Consider the following 18065-nt stretch of genomic DNA (forward strand, 5'->3'; position numbering starts at 1 on the left):
CACCGCGACCACCACGCACGCCGCCGCGGGGACTACGGCCGTCCTGCCGACCCATCCTCCGGGCCCCGTCCTGACCGTCTGGGTGCTCACCAGGGTGGGGATGCACGGCGCGGTCGCGATCGGGATGCTGTTCACCGCCCTGGGCACGCTGGTCGTCCCCGCCGTCTCGATCGCGGTGCGCTCGTTGTGCCATGAGACGGCCGCCCGGCGCCTGGTCCCCGTCCTCGTCCTGGCCCCGTGGAACGGATGGATGGCGGCGTCCCCGGACGCCGTCACGGCTACCCTGGCCACCCTGGCCGTCGCGGTGGGGGTGGTCGGATGCGAACCGGGTCGGCGCTCGATGTGGTGGGCGCTGGCAAGCGGGCTGCTGCTCGGCCTCGCGGGGCTGTTCGGCTACGCCTCGGTCTGGCTTGGCGTGGCGGTCGCGGCGGCCTACTTCGTCCGCCGTCGCCCGATCCTCAACGTCATGACCGGCCTGGGCGCGCTCCTGCCGCTGTGGCTCTTCTACGCGTGGGGTTTCTCCTGGCCCGACGGGCTGGCCCTGGCGAGCGCGCCACGGCCGGGGCTCGCCGGCACGCTGGCCTGGATCGCCGTGGATCTGACCGTGGTCGTCCTCGTCGGCGGGCCGGTTCTCGTCCGGGCGGCGCGCCGCCTGCGGCTGACCCCGGGCTGGCCGCTGCTGGTGGGGGCCGGCGCGACGATGCTGTTCGCGACGGTCCTCGGACTGGCCGAGGGCGACGTCGAAGAGTCCTGGCTGCCGGTTTTCCCCTGGTTGCTGGTGGCCGCGGTGGCGCCCCGTCCCCGACCGGAACTGCCTGGGGACAAGCTACGGGCGGGAAACCTGCCGGTGGTACTGATGTCCCTCGGCGCCCTGAGCGCGCTCGCGCTGCGGCTCTGCCTCGCCGGCGGCACCGGCTGACGGATCCCGTCGTCGACCCAGCTCGTCGCGGAGGATGTCGGGCTCGAGGAAGATGCGCAGCGGAACCGCCACCGCGGCCCGCAGCGCCGCCTCCGCGCCGTTGATGGTGGCGGCCACCTCGGGCATCGCCAGTTCCGCCCCGATACCGATCTTGGCGGCGACGAGCAGCTCGTCCGGCCCGAGGTGCAGCGTGCGCAGGTGGATGACCGTGGCGACGCCCGGGGCGGCGGCGAGCGTGCGGCGGATGGTGGCGACCATTGCCGGGGCTGCGGCCTCGCCCACCARCATGCCGTACGCCTCGGTCGCCACGATGACGGCCACGATCAGCAGGAGCACGCCGATGGCCAGCGTTCCCGCGCCGTCCCAGATCGGGTCGTCTAGTGCCAGCGTCAGTCCGACCCCGAGCAACGCGAAGATCAGCCCCAGCTCGGCTGCCAGGTCCTCCAGCAGGACGATGGGCAGTTCCGGGGCCCGCGCCTCCCGAATAAACCGCCACCAGGACCGGTCGCCCTTCGTCTTCTTCGACTCGCGCATGGCGGTCGCGAAGGAGTAGGACTCCAGCAGCACCGCGATCAGCAGGACGACGACCGCGACCAGCCCGCTCTCCAGCTCATGCGGATGGCGCAGCTTCTCGACGCCCTCATACACCGAGAACAGCCCGCCGAGGCTGAACAACACGATCCCGACCAGGAAGCCGGCGATGTAACGCGCCCGCCCGTACCCGAAGGGATGCTCCTCGTCCGGCGGCTGGACGGAACGTTTCTGGCCGAGCAGGAGCAGGCCCTGGTTGCCGGAGTCGGCCACCGAGTGGATGGACTCGGCCAACATCGACGACGACTGAGTGACCAGGAACGCGACGAACTTCGCCAGCGCGATACCCAGATTGGCGGCCAGTGCCGCCATTACCGCCTTGGTGCCGCCCTGCGTACTCACAAAGGTTCTCCGTTCGGTTCCCGGCGCAGGGTCCCTGCTCAGGCCAGGGTGATGAGCTCGGCCAGATCGGGTGACCAGTTGTCCTCGACCCCGTCCGGCAGCATCAGGACCTTCTGCGGGTCGAGTGCCTCGACGGCCCCCGGGTCGTGGGTGACTAGGACGACCGAGCCCCGGTACGTGGCGAGCGCGGCAAGCAYCTCGTCGCGCGAGGCGGGGTCGAGGTTGTTCGTCGGCTCATCGAGCAGGAGGACGTTGGCGGAGCTGCAGACCAGTCCGGCGAGCGCGAGGCGGGTCTTCTCGCCGCCGGACAGGGTCTCGGCGCGCTGCTCCACGCTGTCTCCGCTGAACAGGAACGCGCCCAGGATGCGACGCAGCTCCACGTCCGACGTCCCCGGCGCGGCGGCCCGCATGTTGTCCAGCACCGAGCGGCTGGTGTCCAGCGTCTCGTGTTCCTGCGCGTAGTACCCGAGACGTAGACCGTGACCGGGATGCACCTGGCCGACGTCGGGTGCCTCCTGGCCCGCCAGGATGCGCAGCAGCGTGGTCTTGCCGGCACCGTTCAGCCCGAGGACCACGACCCGCGAGCCGCGGTCGATCGCGAGGTCCACACCGGTGAACACCTCCAGCGAGCCGTAGGACTTCGACAGTCCGGTGGCGGTCAGCGGCGTGCGGCCGCACGGAGCCGGGTCCGGGAAGCGCAGCTTGGCCACCCGGTCCGCGACGCGCGCCTCGGCGAGCCCGGCCGCGAGCCGCTCGGCCCGCCGGTCCATCTGATGGGCGGCCCGCGCCTTGGTCGCCTTGGCGCGCATCTTGTCGGCCTGCGCCTTCAGCGAGTCGATCTTCTTCTCGGCATTGGCGCGTTCCCGGCGACGGCGGCGCTCGTCCAGCTCGCGCTGGTTGAGGTAGGTCTTCCAGTTCACGTTGTAGACGTCGAGGGTGGCCCGGTTGGCGTCGAGGTGGAAGACCTTGTTCACGCACTTGTCGAGCAGGTCGACGTCGTGGCTCACCACGATCAGGCCGCCCGTGTGGGCGCGCAGGAAGTCCCGCAGCCACCCGATCGAGTCGGCGTCGAGGTGGTTCGTCGGCTCGTCGAGCAGCAGGGTCGCGTCGGCGTTGCCGGACCCGGCGAACAGGATGCGGGCGAGTTCGACCCGCCGCCGCTGCCCACCGGACAGGGTGCCGATGGGCTGGGCGAGCACCCGATCGGCCAGGCCCAGCGACGAGCAGATCCGGGCAGCCTCCGCCTCGGCGGCATAACCGCCGAGCGTCCCGAATCGCTCCTCCAGGCTGCCGTAGCGGCGGATCGCCGCGTCCCGCGCCGTGGCGTCGACCAGCTCGGCCATCTCCAGCTGCAGCTTCTCCATCTCGCGCAGGAGAACGTCGAGACCGCGCGCCGACAGCACCCGATCACGGGCGGTGTCGGCCAGATCGCCGGTACGCGGGTCCTGGGGGAGGTAACCCATCTCACCCCGGATGTCGACGGTGCCGGCGAACGGCAGCCCCTCCCGGGCAAGCACCTTCAGCAACGTTGTCTTGCCGGCCCCGTTGCGCCCGACGAGACCGATCCGGTCGTTCGGCTGCACCCGGAAGGATACGGGCTCGATCAGAGTGCGGGCTCCGGCACGCAGTTCGAGCTCGGACACAATGATCATCGAGGTAGGGCCTCTTTCGGGCTTCCAGACAACGCCGGGCGAGCGTCAGAGCGTTACACCGGCGACGTCGGGTTGACACGGACAACGGCGGGGACCCCACCAGAGCACGGCGAACCGGGACGACCGAGGTCGGGCACGGGGTAGGTCGGGCACGGGGTAGACCGCGCACCGTGCCCACCAGGGACGGCACGGTCGGGCGCGCGACGATCACGATACGACGATGCTCATGACCTCAAGAGTACGGAAGCCATCGGGCGCCGTGGCCGCCGGATAGCCCTCGAACAGGTCCGCCACGCGCCAGAGCGTAAGGTGCCCCGTGCGCCCACGGTCACCCGCCGTCGTCCGGGTGGCCGCGCGCCGGCCAGGCCGCTGCCCGCCCGCCACGAGAACATGGGCGACGTCCGTCCACCGCCCAGCCGCATGCGTCGCCGCGCAGGCGCACCGATCGAAAGGCACACCATGTCGACGCTCCTCGTGACCGGAGCCGCCGGGTTCATCGGATCGAACTTCGTCCGCTACTGGCGGACGCGGCATCCGGAGGACGCGGTCGTGGCGCTCGACGCCCTGACCTACGCCGGCTGCCGGGAGAACCTCGCCGACGTCGCGGACCGCGTCACGTTCGTCCACGGCGACATCCGTGACCAGGAGCTCGTCGAGTCGGTGCTGCGGGAGCACTCCGTGGACGTGGTGGTGAACTTCGCCGCCGAGTCGCACAACAGCCTGGCGATCATCCGCCCCGGCGAGTTCTTCGCGACGAACGTGATGGGTACCCAGACCCTGCTCGAGGCGGCACGCACGGTCGGGGTGGCCCGCTTCCACCAGATCTCCACCTGCGAGGTCTACGGCGACATGGACCTCAACGACCCCGGTGCCTTCACCGAGGACTCCCCCTACCTCCCCCGCACGCCCTACAACGCGGCGAAGGCCGGCGGGGACCACGCCGTACGCGCCTACGGCTTCACCTACAACCTCCCCGTGACGATCACCAACTGCTCGAACAACTACGGTCCCTACCAGTTCCCGGAGAAGGTCATCCCCCTGTTCGTAACCCGGGCGCTGCAGGGCGAGTCGCTCCCGATGTACGCCTCCACCACGAACCGGCGCGAGTGGCTGCACGTGATGGACCACTGCCGGGCGATCGACGCGGTTCTGGACCGTGGGCGGCTCGGCGAGACCTACCACGTCGGATCCGGCGTCGAGGCGGACATCGAGACGATCGCCGACACGGTGCTCGCCGAGCTCGGTCTGCCCGCGTCGTTGAAGACGATCGTGCCCGACCGCCCCTCGCACGACCGCCGCTACCTGCTGGACTCCACCAAGCTGCGGACCGAGCTGGGCTGGACGCCGTTGATCGACTTCGCCGAGGGCATGCGGTCGACCATCGCCTGGTACAAGGAGAACGAAGCCTGGTGGCGTCCGCTGCTCGGTCGCTCCCCGGTCTCCGAAACGGCCTGGACGAGCTGACGGCTCCAGCCGAGCTGAGGCGTCAGCCGCCGGTCAGCGATGCGTACAGCCGCGCGGTGCGCTCGGCGATCGCCGCCCAGCCGAACTCGGTGACGGCCCGGTCCCGGCCCGCATGGCCCATCGCGGCCGCCCGGACCGGGTCCGCGAGCACCTCGTTGACGGCCCCGGCCAGCGCGCCGGGGTCGCCGGGCGGCACCAGCAGACCGGTGACGCCGTCGTCGACGACCTCGGGAATGCCACCGACCCGGGAGGCGACGACCGCGGTGCCGCACGCCATCGCCTCCAGGTTGACGATGCCGAGCGGCTCGTAGACCGACGGGCAGACGAACACGGTGGCATGGCTGAGCAGCTGGATCACCTCCGGCTTCGTCAGCATCCCGGGCAGCCAGACCACGCCGTCGCGGCCTGCGCGCAGGCCCTCGACCAGGTCGGTGATCTCCGTGAGCAGCGCAGGGGTGTCCGGGGCCCCGGCACAGAGCACGAGCTGCGCCCGGGGGTCGATCGCCGCAGCCGCCCGCAGCAGCACCGGCAGCCCCTTCTGCCGGGTAATCCGCCCCACGAAGATCACCGTCGGCCGGGCCGGATCCACCCCGTGACGTTCCAGCACGTCGGTCGCGGTGTCCGGACGGTACTCGTCGGTGTCGATGCCATTGCGGATGACGTGCACACGGGCCGGATCGACCGCCGGGTAGGCATCGAGGATGTCCACGCGCATGCCCGCGCTGACCGCGACCACGGCGGCCGCCGACTCGATCGCGACCCGCTCGCACCAGGACGACACCCGGTAGCCCCCGCCCAGCTGCTCGGCCTTCCAGGGACGCCGGGGCTCCAGCGAGTGCGAGGTCATCACGTGCGGGACGCCGCCGAGCAGCGCGGCGAGATGGCCACCGAGATTCGCGTACCAGGTGTGCGAGTGGATCACATCCGCGCCGACCGCCGCGGCGGCCATGGACAGGTCCATCGACACGGTCCGCAGCGCGTCGTTCGCGTCGGCGAGCGCGGCCCAGCCCCGGTGCGCCGCGACCGCGGCGACCCCCGGGGCACCCRCCCTCTCGACCACCGGTCGGTCGACGGCGCCGGTCGACGGCGCCGCACCCGCGGGCCCGCCGCCCGCCGACCCGCCGCCCGGCGCCGGCCCCTCGCGGTGGACGGTGAGGTCGACAAGCCGGGCGAGCTCCCGGCTCAGGTACTCGACGTGCACACCCGCCCCGCCGTAGACGTCCGGGGGGTACTCCCGGGTGAGCATGGCGACGCGCATGTGCGGTCTCTCCCAACGGTGCCGTGACGGGACGGGTGCAAACGGGACGGGTGCGGGCGGTGGAGGCGAGGAGCGGGGCGGGTGCGGGCGGATGGGGCGGATGGCGGCCGGTTCAGTCGGCGATCGTGACGCCCTTGCCGACGACGGTGATGCCCTGCTCGCTCACGGTGTAGCCGCGGGCGCGGTCCCGGTCCTTGTCCACCCCGACCTGGGCGCCCGCCGGCACGTGCACGTTCTTGTCCAGGATGGCGTCGCGGACGACGGCCCCCCGGCCGACGAGCACGTTGTCCATGAGCACCGTGTGGTCGACCTCGGCCCAGGAGCTCACCCGCACTCCCGGGGACAGCACCGACGAGCGCACCGTGYCCCCGGAGATGATGACTCCATTGCTGACGATGCTGTTCACGGCCGTGCCGGTGCGCTGCAGGCCGTCGTGCACGAACTTCGCCGGTGGCAGCGAGGGGATGCTGGTGAGGATCGGCCACTCCCGGTTGTAGAGGTTGAACACCGGGTCGAGCGCACACAGATCCATCTGCGCCTCGAAGTACGAGTCGACGGTGCCGACGTCGCGCCAGTAGCCGCGGTCACGCACCGTCGTGCCCGGGACGACGTTGCCGGCGAAGTCGTACACCGCCGCCGCCCGCTGGGCCACGAGCATCGGGATGATGTTCCCGCCCATGTCGTGGACGCTGTCCTCGTCCGCGGCGTCCTTGCGCAGGGCGTCGATCAGCACGTCCGTCGAGAAGACGTAGTTACCCATCGAGGCGAACGTCTCCTCGGGGCTACCCGGCAGACCCGGCGGATCGGCGGGCTTCTCCAGGAACGCCTCGATCGTGCGGCCGTCGGGCGCCGTCTGGATGACCCCGAACGCCCTGCCCTCGGATCTCGGCACCCGCAGCCCGGCGACGGTGACGCCGGCTCCGCTGTCGAGATGCTGGGCGACCATCTGCCGCGGGTCCATCCGGTACACATGGTCCGCGCCGAAGACCACGACGATGTCCGGGGCGTCGTCGTAGACGAGGTTCAGCGACTGGTGGATGGCGTCGGCGCTGCCGGCGAACCATCGCGGCCCCAGCCGCTGCTGCGCCGGCACCGGCGTGACGTAGTTGCCGAGCAGGTTGCTCATCCGCCATGTCGTCGTGATGTGCCGGTCGAGACTGTGGCTCTTGTACTGGGTCAGGACCGCGATGYGCAGGTAGCCCGCGTTCACCAGGTTGGACAGCACGAAGTCGATCAGGCGGTACAGCCCGCCAAAGGGGACGGCGGGCTTCGCCCGGTCCGCGGTCAGCGGCGCCAGCCGCCGTCCGGCACCCCCGGCCAGCACCAGACCGAGGACCCGCGGGCTCGGCACAGACAGGCTCCCGTCTTCCGGCTCGATCTCCGAACGACCGGCGGGGCCGGACACCACGCCACGAGGCGGGAAGCCCGCCGAAATGGGCCGATGACGACGCCGATCGCCTGGTTCCGACCCTACAAGCCTGGCGGGCGGATACGGGCGGAGTGAGCGGTGGTTGCTGGGTAGCCAGCCGTACGTTGCGCGAACCCCACCGGTTGTTCATCCAGTGGGCCGGGGGGACGTCAGACGTTGAAGCCGAGCGCGCGCAGCTGCTCGCGACCGTCGTCGGTGATCTTGTCCGGCCCCCACGGCGGCATCCAGACCCAGTTGATGGTCACGTCCGCGGCCAGCCCGTCCGGGCCGTCGACCAGGGCGGAGCGGGTCTGGTCCTCGATGACGTCGGTGAGCGGGCAGGCCGCCGAGGTCAGCGTCATGTCGAGGGTGACGGTGTTGTCGTCGGCGACGTGGATGCCGTAGACGAGGCCGAGGTCGACGACGTTGATGCCGAGTTCCGGGTCGACGACGTCGCGCATCGCCTCCTCGATGTCCTCGAAGCTGGCGAGCTCCGGCGGGGCGTCCGGTCCCGTCGGGTCCGGGTCCAGCACCGGCTTCGGGACCCCGGCGGGCTGATCCGCCGCCTCGGCGGTTTCTCCCGTCGCGGCCGAGCGCGTCTCGGTCACCGTCTCGCTCATGGCTTCTCCTGCTCGGGTACGTCGAGGGGGGCGACGCGGGGGTACGCGACAGAGGTGGATGCGCCGGCGACGGCGACACTCGGATCCATCGCCTTAGCGGTCGCGTCCTTCCACGCCATCCAGGACAGCAGGGCACATTTCACCCGGGCGGGGTACTTGGAGACGCCGGCGAACGCCACGGCGTCCTCCAGCACGTCCTCGTCACCCTCGATGGTGCCCCGCGACTGCATCAGCGCCAGGAACTCGCGTTCGAGCTTCAGCGCCGCGTCGACCGACTTGCCGATCACGAGGTCGCTCATGACGCTCGCCGACGCCTGACTGATCGAACAGCCCTCGCTCTCGTAGGAGACGTCCTCGACGACCCCGTCCGAGACCTTCACCCGCAGGGTCACCTCGTCGCCGCAGGTCGGGTTGACGTGGTGCACTTCGGCGTCGAAGGGATCCCGCAGCCCCCGGTGGAGCGGGTTGCGGTAGTGGTCCAGGATGATCTCCTGGTACATGGAGTCGAGTTTCACCTCAGAAAGAACCTCCGGACCCCGTGCAGTCCTTCCACCAGGGCGTCGACCTCGCCGGTCGTCGTGTAGAGGTGGAACGACGCGCGGGTCGTCGCAGGTACCCCGAACCGCAGGCAGRCCGGCCGGGCGCAGTGGTGCCCGACCCGCACGGCAATGCCGCGCTCGTCGAGGATCTGTCCGACGTCGTGGGGATGGATCGGCCGGCCGTCGTCCTCGTGCAGCACAAAGGAGATCGCCCCGCCGCGGGCGTCCGCCGCCGGCGGACCGATGATCCGCAACCCCGGCACCTCGGCGAAGGCGTCCAGCGCGTAGGCCGTCACCGCGTGCTCGTGCTCGGCGACGGCCGGCATGCCGAGCGCGGTCAGGTAGTCGACGGCCGCGCCGAGCCCGACCACCTGGGCAATCATCGGGGTGCCGGCCTCGAACCGGTGCGGCGGCGCCGCGTAGGTCGAGCCCTCCATGGTGACAAGCTCGATCATCTCGCCGCCGCCGAGGAAGGGCGGCATGACCCCAAGCAGCTCGTAGCGTCCCCAGAGCACCCCGACCCCGGTGGGCGCGCACATCTTGTGCCCGGTGAAGGCCAGGAAGTCCACCCCGAGCTCGGTGACGTCGACCGGGTTGTGYGGTACCGACTGGGAGCCGTCGAGCACGGTCAGCGCGCCGACCTCGCGGGCCCGCGCCACCACCTGCGCGACCGGGTTGATCGTGYCGAGAATGTTCGACTGGTGGACGAAGGCGACGACCTTCGCCCGCTCGGTGATGATCGAATCGAGGTTGCTCAGGTCGAGCCGGCCGTCGTCGGTCAGCCCGATCCAGCGCAGCGTCGCCCCGGTGCGCCGGGCCAGCATCTGCCACGGCACGAGATTGGAGTGATGCTCCATCTCGGTGACGACGATCTCGTCACCCGGGCCGACCCGGAACCGCTCCGCCTCGGCGCCGGCGGCCCCGGCGTTGCTCATCGCGTAGGCGACGAGGTTCAGCGCCTCCGAGGAGTTCTTGGTGAACACCACCTCCCGGCGGTCGCCCGCCCCGATGAAGGCGGCGACCTTGTCCCGGGAGGCCTCGTACAGCCCGGTGGCCTCCTCGGCCAGCACGTGGATGCCGCGGTGCACGTTGGCGTTGTGCAGCTCGTAGTAGGTCCGCTCGGCGTCGAGCACCGCCAGCGGCTTCTGCGAGGTGGCGGCGCTGTCGAGGTAGACCAGCGGCCGGTCGCCGTGCACCGTGCGGGCCAGGACGGGGAAGTCCCGGCGGACCTGCTCGACGTCGAACCCGCCGACGAGCCGGGGTCCGGACCCCGGGCGCACGGCCGCGTCGGTCAGCGTCATGACACCGCTCCCACGCCGGCCGGCGTGGCCGCGCCGCCACCCTTGACGTAGCGGTCGTAGCCGGACTCCTCCAGCACGGCGGCCAGTTCCGGGCCGCCCTCGTCGACGATCCGCCCCGCCGCCATGACGTGGACGAACTCGGGACGGATGTAGCGCAGGATGCGGGTGTAGTGGGTGATGAGCAGGATGCCCGTCTCCCCCTTGGCCCGCACCGACTCGATACCTGCGGAGACGATGCGCAGCGCGTCGACGTCGAGGCCGGAGTCGGTCTCGTCCAGCACGGCGATCTTCGGCTTGAGCAACGCCATCTGCAGGATCTCGTGACGCTTCTTCTCGCCGCCGGAGAAGCCCTCGTTGACGTTGCGCTCGGCGAACGCCGGGTCCATCTCGAGCGCGGCCATGGAGGTCTTGACCTCCTTGACCCAGGTCCGCAGCTTCGGCGCCTCGCCGCGCACGGCCGTGACCGAGGAGCGCAGGAAGTTCGACACCGAGACCCCGGGGATCTCCACCGGGTACTGCATCGCCAGGAAGATCCCGGCCCGGGCCCGGGCGTCGACGCTCATCGCGAGGACGTCCTCGCCGTCGAGCGTGATGCTGCCCTCGGTGACCGTGTACTTGGGATGGCCCGCGATCGAATAGGACAGCGTCGACTTACCCGACCCGTTCGGCCCCATAATCGCGTGCGTCTCGCCCTTGCGGACGGTCAGGTCCACCCCGCGCAGGATCTCGCGCGTGCCCTCGCCGTCCGTCTCCACCGAGACATGCAGATTGCGGATCTCCAGTGTGGACACCGCTGCCGTCACCCTCGTTCCGGGTTCGAATGTGTGACGTCGACGAGCACGTCGTCGCCGTCGATGGTCACTGCGTACGTGGGCACCGGCTCAATCGCCGGCAGGCTCAGCGGGACGCCGCTGGCCAGGTCGAACTGGGACCCGTGCAGCCAGCACTCGATCTTGCCGTCCTCGGCCTCGCCCTGGGAGAGCATCACGTCGGCGTGCGAGCACTCGTCACGCACGGCGTAGACCGCCCCGCCCGACCGCACCACGCACACCGGCACGCCCTCGATCTCGGTGCCGATCGCGGTGCCCTCGGCGAGGTCCGCGGCGGCACACACCCGGTGCCACCGCGGGGCGACCGAGGAGCCGCCCGCGGCAGAACCGCCGGTCGCGGTCGTCATCCGCCCACCTCCACCGACAACTCCGCCGACGACGGCTCCGCAGCCTCGTCCGGGAGGTCGGCCGACAGCTCGCCGGCAATCTTGATCATGATGCGTTCCCGCAGCTCCGGCACGTCGATCCGGTCGATGATCTCGGCGAAGAAACCGTGCACCACGAGCCGGCGGGCCTCCTCGGGCGAGATCCCCCGCGACTGCAGGTAGAACAGCGCCTCGTCATCGAACCGGCCGGTGGCACTGGCGTGACCGGCACCGGTGACCTCACCGGTGAGGATCTCCAGGTTCGGGACCGAGTCGGCCCGCGCGCCGTCGGTGAGCACGAGATTGCGGTTGAGCTCGTAGGTGTCCGTGCCCACGGCGCCGGCGCCGATGAGGACGTCGCCGATCCACACCGCGTGGGCGGCGTCCCCGCGCAGCGCGCCCTTGTAGGTGACCCGGCTGCGGCAGGAACGCGGCTCGTGCGTGACGAGCAGCCGGTGCTCCTGGTGCTGGCCGGCATCGGTGAAGAACACGCCGTAGAGCTCGGCGTCGCCGCCGGGCCCGCGGTAGTCCACGGTCGGGTTGAGCCGCACCAGATCACCGCCGAGGGTGATGGTGAACGAGCGCAGCCGAGCGTCGCGCCCCAGCGAGTAGGCGTGCGCGCCGAGGTGCACGGCGTCGTCGTCCCAGTCCTGCAGGGTGATGAAGGTGAGCGAGGCGCCGTGCCCCACGTACACCTCGACGTTGCCGGCGTAGGTGGCGCTGCCGGTGTGGTCGAGCACCACGGTGGCGGACGCAAACGGGCCCACTTCGACGAGGACGTGACCGTAGGCCACCCCGCCCGGGGAGCCGCGCCGCCCGCCGTCGCCGCTCGTCGCGACGAACCCGGCCGGGGACCTGGGGCTCTCACCGTGCAGGTGCACGACCACCGGCTCGGTGAGCGCGGCCTCGGCCGGGACGGTGACGGCGAGCGCGCCCGCCGACCGGGTCAGGGCGAAGGCGGCCACCCGGTCGGCCGGGGTCAGCACCCGACCGATCCGGGCGTCGGCGGCGGCGAGCTGCTCCACCTCGACCCCCGCGGGCGCGGTGACCGACACGGAGACCTTGCCGTCGGCCTCGGGGCCGGTCGGCAGTCCGCGCAGCCGGCGCAGCGGGGTGAACCGCCACGCCTCCTCGCGTCCGGTGGGCACGGCGTGGTCGAGCGGGTTACGGGACCGTACGGGACGGGGTACGGCACCGGAGGCGGCCGGGGGCCGACCGGTGGCGTCGATGACGACCATCAGCCGACCGCACCTTCCATCTGCAGCTCGATGAGGCGGTTGAGCTCGAGGGCGTACTCCATGGGCAGCTCCCGGGCGATCGGCTCGACGAAGCCGCGCACGACCATCGCCATCGCCTCCTCCTCGGACAGACCCCGGCTCATCAGGTAGAACAGCTGGTCCTCGCCGACCTTGGAGACGCTCGCCTCGTGCCCGATGGAGGCGTCGTCCTCGCGCACGTCAACGTAGGGGTAGGTGTCCGAGCGGCTCACCGTGTCGACGAGCAACGCGTCGCACTTGACCGTCGAGCGGGAGGCCGACGAGCCCTCGTTGATCTGGACGAGCCCGCGGTAGGACGTCCGCCCGCCGCCGCGGGCCACCGACTTGGAGACGATCGTCGAGGAGGTGCGGGGCGCGGCGTGCACCATCTTCGCGCCCGCGTCCTGGTGCTGACCGGCACCGGCGAAGGCGATGGAGAGCACCTCGCCCTTGGCGTGCTCGCCGAGCAGCCACACGGCCGGGTACTTCATCGTCACCTTGGAACCGATGTTGCCGTCGATCCACTCCATGGTGCCGCCCTCGTGGCAGGCGGCACGCTTGGTGACCAGGTTGTAGACGTTGTTCGACCAGTTCTGGATGGTCGTGTACCGGCAGCGCGCGTTCTTCTTCACGACGATTTCGACGACCGCCGAGTGCAGCGAGTCCGACGAGTAGACCGGCGCCGTGCAGCCCTCGACGTAGTGCACGTAGGCGCCCTCGTCGACGATGATCAGCGTCCGCTCGAACTGGCYCATGTTCTCGGTGTTGATCCGGAAGTAGGCCTGCAGCGGGATCTCGACCTGCACGCCCGGCGGCACGTAGATGAAGGATCCGCCCGACCACACCGCCGTGTTCAGCGCGGCGAACTTGTTGTCCCCGACCGGGATCACCGAGCCGAAGTACTCCTGGAACAGCTCCGGATGCTCACGCAGCCCGGAGTCGGTGTCCAGGAAGAGGACACCCTGCTCCTCGAGGTCCTCCCGGATCTTGTGGTAGACGACCTCGGACTCGTACTGGGCGGCGACCCCGGCAATGAGGCGCTGCTTCTCCGCCTCGGGAATGCCGAGCCGGTCGTAGGTCGCCCGGATGTCCTCGGGTAGGTCCTCCCACTCCTCGGCCTGCTTCTCGGTGGAGCGGACGAAGTACTTGATGTTGTCGAAGTCGATGCCCGACAGGTCGGCACCCCAGGTCGGCATGGGCTTGCGCTCGAACAGCCGCAGCCCCTTGAGGCGCAGGTCGGTCATCCACGACGGCTCGGACTTCTTGGCCGAGATGCCGCGGACAACCGCCTCGGACAGGCCGCGCTCCACGTCGGCGGCGTAGGCGTCGGTGTCAGCCCATCCGAACCGATAGGAACCAAGGCCTTCCAGGGCGGTCTCGGCAGAGGTGGTCATAGGGCGAAACCCTCCGAAGACGAGGATGGTGGACAGGCCAGGGACGCGGGCCGGGCCGGGCCGGATCCGGCCACGGCGGAATCGGGCAGCACCCGAGCGGAGCCGTCCTTCCCGGACCCGCTCTGATCGGACCCGTTCCGATCGGACCGGGCACGCGAAGCCATGCCGGGCGCCGTGCCCGCGGGCGGATGATCCGCGGCGGTGTGGCTCACGGCAGTGTGACCCGCGGGCGGGTGACCCGCGGGGATGTGGGTCGTGCAGACGCCGTCGCCGTGCGCGATCGTCGCCAGGCGCTGCACGTGGGTGTCGAGCACGCGGGCCAGCACCGCGGTCTCGGCGTCGCACAACGCCGGGAAGCGCTCCGCGACGAACTGGACCGGGCAGTGATGCTGGCAGATCTGCAGACCGGTGGGCAGCTCGGAGACGCTGGCGGTGTACCCGGCGGCGGTCATCGCCTCGGCGAGCGCCGCCGGGCGATCCGCCGGCTCCGCCGCCACGACCGCCTCGCGCACCCGCCGCTCCAGGTCGACGGCGCGGGTATYGGCGAACTGGGTGACCGCGCTCGCGCCACCCACCTCGGCCAGGAAGTGCAGCGCACCGGCCGCGAGATCGGAGTAGGCGTTGGGACCGGCCTGATGGCCGGCTTCGGTGAGCGCGTAACGCCGGGCCGGGCGTCCCCGGCCACGCGGCCCCCGGGACCGGCTCTCCGTGGGCGTGATGATGCCATCCGCGACCATGGCATCGAGATGCCTGCGGATAGCCGCCGGGGAGACCCCGAGCTGACGGGACAGCTCGGCTGCCGTGGCCGAGCCGCCCTCCAGGAGCAGACGCACGACCCGGTCGCGGGTACGGCCGTCCGCCGTCCCGCTCGTCCCGTCGTGGTCGTATTTCACAACGCCAGTGTGCCTTATTTCCTGGGCGCAGTCGAACCGGGGTCGCCGGAACTACAGCCCAATGGGGCGATCTTCGCCACAGCCATGACGCAGATCACATCCGCCGGACGTGAGCACACAACGGATACCCACGGGCCGTACCCGACCGACGACCGCAGGCGGCGGAATGCCAGACTTGCGCCCACTGCCATACCTGCGCGCCCACCCGGGCGCGCACCCCGGGTGGGCACACCAGGTCGGCACACCAGCGGGCCGACGGTCGCGACGCGCGGTCGCGCCCGGCCGCCACCGACCCGGAGACGATCTCAGGCGGGAGGCGACGGGCGGATGCGATCACAACTGTGGCGCGGCGGGGTCCGGCGGGCGCTGCTCTCCCTCGGACTGACTTTCCTGCTCGCGACCTCGGCGGCCTGCAGTGGCGGCGGGGAGAAGAGCAACGGGCTGGAGAAGCTGCCTGCCGGCGAGGTCGGCACGCGCACCCTGCAGGCGTTGCGCACCGCGACCGGCGTCCACGTCGTCGGCACCGAGGCCGACCCGCGCTCGGACGCCCCCGCCGGTTACGACCTGGTGATGTCCGGCACGGTCACCCGCGGCACCATTGACGAGTACGGTCAACGGACTCAGATCTTCAAGATCAAAGACGACACCTACGTCCGCCGCGGCCGCGCCTACTACGAGGGGACCGGTGACGCCGCAGCCGGGAACCTCCTCGCCGACCGCTGGGTCCGCCTAGCCCCCGCCGACGCCGCGAAATACAGCTACTTCACCCTCGACCGGCTCGCCGCGTCGCTGACCAGCTACGTCGTCGGGCTGTCCGGCCCGGTGCGGACCGAGAAGCTGGCCGGCACCCAGGCCGTCCGGGCCGCGGGCCCCGACGGAACGGCCTTCTGGGCGGCCAACACCGGACCCGGGTATCCGTTGAAGGTGGTCGTCGCCGGCCGCTCCACCAACGAGATCACTTTCGACGATTACGGGACGCCCGCGACCGGCACCCCGCCCGGCGACGTCGTCGACCTGTCCAACCTCGGCTGAGCCGCCGTTCCCGGCACGCCGGGTCCGCCTTACCTACCCCTTGTCTATCTTTCCTCCCCCGCGTCCCTCTCCTTACCGTGCATCGCTCCCCTACCATGCCTCCTTACCATGCGTCCTTACCATGCGTCCTTACCATGCGTCAGCGGACCCGTGGGCGGGAGGAACGAGATGAGCGTGCCGGCACGCGGATCCCTGGTGGCGGCGGTCGACCAGGGGACCACCGGGACCACGGTCTGCCTGCTCGACCGGGACGGGGTGGTCGTCGGCCGCGGCTACACCGGGATCCGGCCCGGGTTCCCCCGGCCGGGCTGGGTCGAGCAGGATCCGGACGAGCTCTGGCGCAGCGTCGTCGACACCGTCGCCGCGGCCCTGGCCGGCTGCGGTCGCCGGGCCGGGGAGCTCGCCGCCCTCGGCATCACCAACCAGCGCGAGACCACCGTGCTGTGGGACCGGCGGACCTCCGCCCCGGTCCACCCGGCCATCGGGTGGCAGGACCGGCGGACGGCCGCGGTCTGCGAACGCCTCACCGCCGAGGGGCACGCGGGTGCGGTGGGGGAACGCACCGGGCTGGTACTCGACCCCTACTTCTCCGGTACCAAGATCGGCTGGATCCTGGACGACGACCCCGGGCTGCGCCGGCGCGCCGGCCGGGGGGAGATCGCCTTCGGCACCGTCGATTCCTGGCTGGTCTGGAAGCTGACCGCCGGGGCCGCGCACGTCACCGACGTCACGAACGCCTCCCGCACCCTGCTGCTCGACCTCGCCGCCGCGACCTGGTCCCCGGAGATGCTCGATCTGCTGGGCGTTCCCGCCGAGGTGCTGCCCGCTGTCGCGCCGAGCTCGCGGGTCTACGCCGAGACCGATCCGGACGCCTTCCTCGGCGTGCGGATCCCGGTGGCGGCCGTGATCGGCGACCAGCAGGCCGCTCTGTTCGCCCAGGGCTGCTTCGAACCCGGCCAGGCCAAGAACACCTATGGCACCGGTTCCTTCGTGCTGGTGAACACCGGCTCGGCCCTGCCGGCGCCGCAGTCGACGCTGCTGCGGACCGCGGCGTTCCAGCTCGACGGCGAACCGGTGCGGTACGCGCTGGAGGGAGCGGTCCTGTCCACCGGTGCCGCCGTCGACTGGCTACGGGACTCCCTGGGGATCATCCGGGATGCCACCGAGACCGCCGACCTGGCCGCCTCCCTGACCGGCAACGACGGCGTCTACTTCGTCCCGGCGCTCGCCGGCCTCGGCGCCCCTCACTGGGATCCCCGCGCCCGCGGCGCACTGCTCGGGATCACCCGGGGGACCACCCGGGCGCACGTCGTCCGCGCGGTGCTCGAGGGCATCGCCTACCGCACCCGGGACGTCGTCGAGGCGATGGGTGCCGCGGGCTTCCCGGTGCGCGAGCTGCGGGCCGACGGCGGGGCCGCCCGCAACCACTGGCTCATGCAGTTCCAGGCCGACCTGCTCGGCGTCGAGCTCGACGTCCCGGACAACATCGAGACGACCGCGCTCGGTTCGGCCTACCTCGCGGGGCTCGCGACCGGGTTCTTCGCCGACCGCGAGGAGCTCGCCGGGCATCGGCGCAGCGCCGAGCGGTACCGGCCGAGGCTGTCCCGGGCCGAGCGGGACCGGTCCTACCGGCGATGGCTGCGCGCCGTGGACCGGGCCCGGGACTGGGCCAAGGACGCCGACGACGCCGACTGGGACTGACCGGGCCGACGGTGCCGACCGGGCCGACCGGGCCGACCGGGACTGACCGGCCGACCGGGCTGACGGGGCTGGCGCGGCCGGAAAAACACTGTCGCGATTCCCGGATTGCGCCCCGCGACCGCGGGACCACGCCAGGGCCACGTTCCCTCGCGGCTTCTTGGTCGAACCGGCTGCCAGACGAACCGAGGCCTGACAATCTGTCACAGGGGGCGGTTGGCGTCTCCTGTCGACCTTGACCCGGACGGAGACCGTGACCGAGGCGGACTACGCCCTGGAGCTCGGCCGCCGGCTTCGCGCGGCGCGCAACCGGCGTGGCTTGTCGCTGCTGGACGTCCAGGAGCGCACGCATGGCCGGTGGACTGCCGGGACCCTGGGCGCCTACGAGCGAGGCTCTCGGACCCTGCGCGTGCATCGACTGGTCGAGCTCGCCGAGCTGTACGACGTTCCCGCGACGCTGCTGGTACCGCCGGCCGCCGATCGCCGCGAGACCGACCATCTGC

17 protein-coding genes are annotated in these 18065 nt (G+C 71.3%); 5 read left to right on the forward strand and 12 right to left on the reverse strand.

The annotated features are described in order from the left end of the window. Nucleotides 1-919: hypothetical protein (locus tag KBI5_RS04340; RefSeq protein ID WP_085014389.1), on the forward strand; the 919-nt coding region annotated here is incomplete at its 5' end. On the opposite strand, the gene KBI5_RS04345 is transcribed toward KBI5_RS04340, so the two are convergent. Next, the gene (locus tag KBI5_RS04345; protein ID WP_011436110.1) at nt 827-1852 is read right to left on the reverse strand and encodes a cation diffusion facilitator family transporter; all 1026 of its coding nucleotides are present in this window, start codon (nt 1850-1852) and stop codon (nt 827-829) included. The two genes, KBI5_RS04340 and KBI5_RS04345, sit on opposite strands and share 93 nt — an antisense overlap. A gap of 38 nt (nt 1853-1890) precedes the next feature. Further along, the gene (locus KBI5_RS04350; protein ID WP_085014390.1) at nt 1891-3504 is read right to left on the reverse strand and encodes an ABC-F family ATP-binding cassette domain-containing protein; all 1614 of its coding nucleotides are present in this window, start codon (nt 3502-3504) and stop codon (nt 1891-1893) included. Nucleotides 3505-3963: 459 nt separating this feature from the next. Here KBI5_RS04350 and rfbB point away from each other — a divergent pair, with 459 nt between their 5' ends. Beyond that, entirely contained in the window at nt 3964-4968 is a 1005-nt protein-coding gene (gene rfbB, locus KBI5_RS04355) for a dTDP-glucose 4,6-dehydratase (protein ID WP_023841554.1), read from the forward strand. Between the two features lie 22 nt (nt 4969-4990). On the opposite strand, the gene glgA is transcribed toward rfbB, so the two are convergent. The 10 genes from glgA to KBI5_RS04405 form a co-directional block, all read right to left on the reverse strand. Then, a complete protein-coding gene (glgA, locus tag KBI5_RS04360; RefSeq protein ID WP_085014391.1) occupies nt 4991-6226 on the reverse strand; it encodes a glycogen synthase in 1236 nt (411 codons plus the stop codon). Nucleotides 6227-6338: 112 nt separating this feature from the next. Further along, nucleotides 6339-7577, reverse strand: a complete 1239-nt coding sequence (gene glgC / locus KBI5_RS04365) for a glucose-1-phosphate adenylyltransferase (RefSeq protein ID WP_085014395.1) — start codon at nt 7575-7577, stop codon at nt 6339-6341. Nucleotides 7578-7804: 227 nt separating this feature from the next. Then, nucleotides 7805-8254: a metal-sulfur cluster assembly factor gene (locus tag KBI5_RS04370; RefSeq protein WP_011436105.1), complete on the reverse strand. Its 450-nt coding sequence runs from the start codon at nt 8252-8254 to the stop codon at nt 7805-7807. Then, nucleotides 8251-8769: a Fe-S cluster assembly sulfur transfer protein SufU gene (gene sufU, locus KBI5_RS04375; RefSeq protein ID WP_011436104.1), complete on the reverse strand. Its 519-nt coding sequence runs from the start codon at nt 8767-8769 to the stop codon at nt 8251-8253. Before sufU ends, KBI5_RS04370 begins: the two co-directional genes overlap by 4 nt. After that, nucleotides 8766-10094 carry a cysteine desulfurase gene (locus tag KBI5_RS04380; protein WP_085014392.1) on the reverse strand — a complete coding sequence of 443 codons (1329 nt, stop codon included), beginning with the start codon at nt 10092-10094 and terminating at the stop codon, nt 8766-8768. Before KBI5_RS04380 ends, sufU begins: the two co-directional genes overlap by 4 nt. Beyond that, complete coding sequence (sufC, locus tag KBI5_RS04385) at nt 10091-10885, reverse strand: Fe-S cluster assembly ATPase SufC (RefSeq protein ID WP_011436102.1); 795 nt, start codon at nt 10883-10885, stop codon at nt 10091-10093. Before sufC ends, KBI5_RS04380 begins: the two co-directional genes overlap by 4 nt. Nucleotides 10886-10893: 8 nt before the next feature. Then, complete coding sequence (locus KBI5_RS04390) at nt 10894-11271, reverse strand: non-heme iron oxygenase ferredoxin subunit (RefSeq protein ID WP_011436101.1); 378 nt, start codon at nt 11269-11271, stop codon at nt 10894-10896. After that, complete coding sequence (gene sufD, locus KBI5_RS04395; protein WP_011436100.1) at nt 11268-12527, reverse strand: Fe-S cluster assembly protein SufD; 1260 nt, start codon at nt 12525-12527, stop codon at nt 11268-11270. The genes KBI5_RS04390 and sufD overlap by 4 nt, the downstream gene beginning before the upstream one ends. Beyond that, complete coding sequence (sufB, locus tag KBI5_RS04400) at nt 12527-13939, reverse strand: Fe-S cluster assembly protein SufB (protein WP_085014393.1); 1413 nt, start codon at nt 13937-13939, stop codon at nt 12527-12529. The genes sufD and sufB overlap by 1 nt, the downstream gene beginning before the upstream one ends. Beyond that, nucleotides 13936-14832 carry a helix-turn-helix domain-containing protein gene (locus KBI5_RS04405; protein WP_085014394.1) on the reverse strand — a complete coding sequence of 299 codons (897 nt, stop codon included), beginning with the start codon at nt 14830-14832 and terminating at the stop codon, nt 13936-13938. The genes sufB and KBI5_RS04405 overlap by 4 nt, the downstream gene beginning before the upstream one ends. A 327-nt stretch (nt 14833-15159) precedes the next feature. Here KBI5_RS04405 and KBI5_RS04410 point away from each other — a divergent pair, with 327 nt between their 5' ends. The 3 genes from KBI5_RS04410 to KBI5_RS04420 all read left to right on the forward strand — a co-directional run. After that, nucleotides 15160-15864 carry a hypothetical protein gene (locus KBI5_RS04410; RefSeq protein ID WP_011436097.1) on the forward strand — a complete coding sequence of 235 codons (705 nt, stop codon included), beginning with the start codon at nt 15160-15162 and terminating at the stop codon, nt 15862-15864. Between the two features lie 168 nt (nt 15865-16032). Beyond that, nucleotides 16033-17565 carry a glycerol kinase GlpK gene (gene glpK, locus KBI5_RS04415; protein ID WP_023841557.1) on the forward strand — a complete coding sequence of 511 codons (1533 nt, stop codon included), beginning with the start codon at nt 16033-16035 and terminating at the stop codon, nt 17563-17565. Between the two features lie 250 nt (nt 17566-17815). After that, nucleotides 17816-18065: helix-turn-helix transcriptional regulator (locus tag KBI5_RS04420; protein ID WP_133056957.1), on the forward strand; the 250-nt coding region annotated here is incomplete at its 3' end.

The organism is Frankia sp. KB5 (assembly GCF_002099325.1).
GTDB lineage: Bacteria > Actinomycetota > Actinomycetes > Frankiales > Frankiaceae > Frankia > Frankia casuarinae.